The following is a 3,388-nucleotide window of genomic DNA, read 5'->3' on the forward strand; positions in this document are numbered from 1 at the left end:
CGACGATCTGAGCGCTTTTTGATCGATGGATCGCTTCAAAAAACAGCGAGGTCTGTAGTCGGCCAGAAATACGTGGCTACTTCAGACCATCCTTAAGGGTGGGCTGGCGGTGGTCGGGGTGCAACAGCGGGAGACTGGTGAAGTCCCAAGAGGTTTCGTAGGAATCCCAATCACACTGCGAGATAGATATGTTTCTTGCGGAGATAGCACTCGCAGCCGAGGTAGGTGCCTTGTTATATGGCAGGTTCAGAGCGTGCCCAGGCTGAAAACGAATGGCTGGAGAAAGCACTTTCATGTACTCCGAAGCCACAACACTATTCAAATACGCAACCACTCCAAGTCGGTCAGAGTCAGGGGCAACGAACCCCATTGAGCCAGTTGTATCAAACATGTAGCCGCCAGCGACATTTCTAACTGAAAATCCTTCGCCGGAAACGCTAGACCAGGTTATTCCTGGCTTAAACGCCCACTCCCCGTTGTAGTTGTGGGATCTTACTCTGCCTGTTTTCTGATCAATGAAGTTGAGGATCCCCTCCCCATCTTTTTCCCAGTCGACCAAATACTCATTGTTGCCAGCCCAGCGCCGATATTCTCCGCCCTTGAGGTAAGCTTGCCATTTGGCATTCTTCCTTACGTTGCTAGGCAAAGATGTTTTGGATGTCGGCACCTCAAACCAAAGACGGAGAAATGTTGCATTGCTGCCAGTAGTGAGGCCTTCCCTAGTTGAAAGTATGTCGCCCAGTTTTGGGAAGGCTTCAAAACTCGAAACGAATCTATGCGTCAGCCAATAAGCAATCGGGCTGTCAGGTATGGATCTAAAGTCAACAGCAGAAGCCCGAAAAAAATATTTCTCAACGTCCTGTTTGCGGGCGCTGCTCCGGTTATCACTCATTCTCTCTCTCCCGCCGGCAATACCTTGCGACCAAAATCAATTTCAAATCCATCCGGCACCGGTTTGAAGGGTTTGGCCGGTGAGCGATAGCTGCTCTGGAACTGGCGTAGCGCCTGAACGTCAATCTCGCCGATCACGCAATAGTCGGTCACACCGCCCTTAACTCTCAGCACATCACGCTCCCAGCTGTCTTTTGCGGGGGCGCGGATGCGGCTATCACCATATTGGCGGTCATTGCACTGGATGATGTAAGCGTGCATATCCAGCGCGGCAGACTCCACCAGGGCATTGAAGGTTTCGGTGTCCTGGTTCCACTCAGGCACAAACAACGCGTCCACCTTGCCGCGCAGGGCGGCGCGATAGCTGATATTGGTCAGCTCACTACAGATCAGTAGGGCAAATCGTAAGTCACCGTGCTGCAGAATGGGCGGTGTTCGCCACACCTTGTCAGCTCTCAACTCCAAGCCAGCCAGACGCTGCAGCTCCCGTTCCTCATGCAGGGCTGGGCGCTGTTTGTCCTGCCGATAGATCATCAACGAAGGGAAGCCCAGGCCATCGTGCGACAGCGCAGCCCAAACCTGGTTGCGCACGCGCCCTTTACTGGCGTGCAGGTATTCAATGCCAGTGATCAACGAAATGCCACGCCCCTGAAGCTTTCGCGCAATACGGATGAACCAGTGCGCGGGCAAGGCCAGCTCGGGCAGAACCAAGTAGCGGCTTTCCCTTGGCTGAGCAATCACGCCATCCAACAGACGGCAAAGGCGTGCGTAACGCTCGGCATCGGGATCGGACATACGCATGACCGAGGCCGTCCAGCTCGCCATCTGCGTTTTCCAACTGGCGACCGCTATGCCGTACTTGCGCTGCGGCTGGCCATCCGGGATCTGTAGCACGCCGTGCTTATCGAAAGCAGGCGCTGCATCACCAAGCTCGAAGCCGCGCACAGCGAGGACGACAGCTTGCATGGCCCCGTGCGCCGCAGCATCGTAGGCCGCCTTGTTCAGGATAAACAGCTCCGGCAAGTTGTAAGGCCGGGTGGCAAACAGCAGCCCGTGCGGCAAACCTTTGAAGCGGATCCATTTGGCAAGCACTTGGCTACCATCAAGCACGGCTTTTGGTAGCAAATCGGCCGCATGGGTGCAGGATGCTGCAGCCTTCTTCGCAGGGATACCACTCTGGGCCACCATTTCCTTGGGCAGACCGAGGAAACGGAACGGCATATGCGCCAAATCAAATTTGAACAGCCGTGCTTGCTGAGTTTGGAAGCCCTTGATGGGGAACAAATACCAATTCAGGAAGGCATCGACATTCGCCGGTGCGTAGCCCTCCATATGTGCCAGCCAGGCCGCCTTACCGCCTTTCGACAGCCGGGGCGGAAAGGCGGCGCTGATGCTCTCGCGGACCGTGGTGAAAAGCTGCTTTTGCCAACGATCCAGCATTTCGCTGTGGCTTGGTTTGTCTTCTGTAGGGCAAGCCTTGATGCTGAGTTCGCAACCTTGTGCCACTTGCGTACAGAGTTGCTCCAGCCCACGCAAAATCTGGCGTAGGGCGGCAAAGTCTTCGCATGCCGTGGCAAGGCGAATGACCCGTGGCAAATAGACCGCCAGATCGAAAAACTGCGGCAGCACCAGCACATGCTGAACAAAGGCACGGAAGAATGCCTGCCGATGCTCGCGCCACGCGTCTGGCTGCAGGTCACGTTCGTAGGCTTCAAAGTCGCGCAGCTTGATGGCAAAGCCCGCGCGGCGCATGGTCAGGGCATCCGCCTTGCGCAGGTTGTCGGCGGCCTCACCGTCGCTTTGCGTGGCGGCTAGCAGATCGGTAGCCACGTGGCTGGCTGCGCGCGGCAAACGGGGCATGGCGCGCCATTCGCTGGCGCGTTGGTGGATCTGGTGGGCGATGGCATCCACCAGGGTTTTACCCGGCTCGCCCGCCAACATGAACACCTTGTTCTTGGCGTTGGCAAAGCGGATCTGGCTGTCGCTCAAGTAGCTGGGCTGAAAACCGATCTGCTTATGCTCCTCGCTCGGCACCCACGCCAGCATGCCGCTGGAGCGGGCGAATAGCCACTCCCACAGCTCAGCCGTGGAACGAAAACTGGCACCGTTCTCCATGACCAAGAGGATGTCGTCTACATAGCGTCCGTAGTACAGCGGCACAATCTGCTGCTCGACGACGCGGTCCAGCTCAATCAGCGCAACGTTCGCCACCACGGCTGAAGCAGGCAGACCAACGGGCAGACCCTTCTTCAACGGCGTGGCTGCCGCCCATGCCTGCAGCGCCTGAATGAAGAGTCGATGCAGCTTAGATTGCGCGGGAGACAACTCCAGCCCTAAAACATCCGTAACGAAGGCTGGATTGAGCATGAAGCCAGGATTCAGCTCATGATAGAAAGAGCTGACTGATCTTGCCCAGCAGTCGTGGACACAGGTTTAAGCACTCATCCGGGCCTCGAAGGCCTCCGGGCTGATGTGCCCCAGCGTGCTGTGTCGCCGC

Annotated in this window: 2 protein-coding genes; both read right to left on the reverse strand. The window is 56.9% G+C overall.

What is annotated here, in order from left to right; translation table 11 throughout:
* Positions 1 to 76 precede the first annotated feature (76 nt).
* Positions 77 to 892 carry a BREX-1 system adenine-specific DNA-methyltransferase PglX gene (locus H165_RS19685; RefSeq protein WP_155943646.1) on the reverse strand — a complete coding sequence of 272 codons (816 nt, stop codon included), beginning with the start codon at positions 890 to 892 and terminating at the stop codon, positions 77 to 79.
* On the reverse strand, positions 889 to 3,258 hold the full coding sequence (locus H165_RS18855; RefSeq protein ID WP_017940286.1) for a hypothetical protein: 2,370 nt from the start codon (positions 3,256 to 3,258) through the stop codon (positions 889 to 891). Before H165_RS18855 ends, H165_RS19685 begins: the two co-directional genes overlap by 4 nt.
* Positions 3,259 to 3,388: the final 130 nt, after the last annotated feature.

The sequence above is a fragment of the Pseudomonas thermotolerans DSM 14292 genome (assembly GCF_000364625.1).
GTDB lineage: Bacteria > Pseudomonadota > Gammaproteobacteria > Pseudomonadales > Pseudomonadaceae > Aquipseudomonas > Aquipseudomonas thermotolerans.

Bases quoted from the DNA above. Each gene is read 5' to 3' on its own strand.
- H165_RS18855 (WP_017940286.1), bottom strand. From the start codon at position 3,258: ATGCTCAATCCAGCCTTCGTTACGGATGTTTTAGGGCTGGAGTTGTCT.
- H165_RS19685 (WP_155943646.1), bottom strand. From the start codon at position 892: ATGAGTGATAACCGGAGCAGCGCCCGCAAACAGGACGTTGAGAAATAT.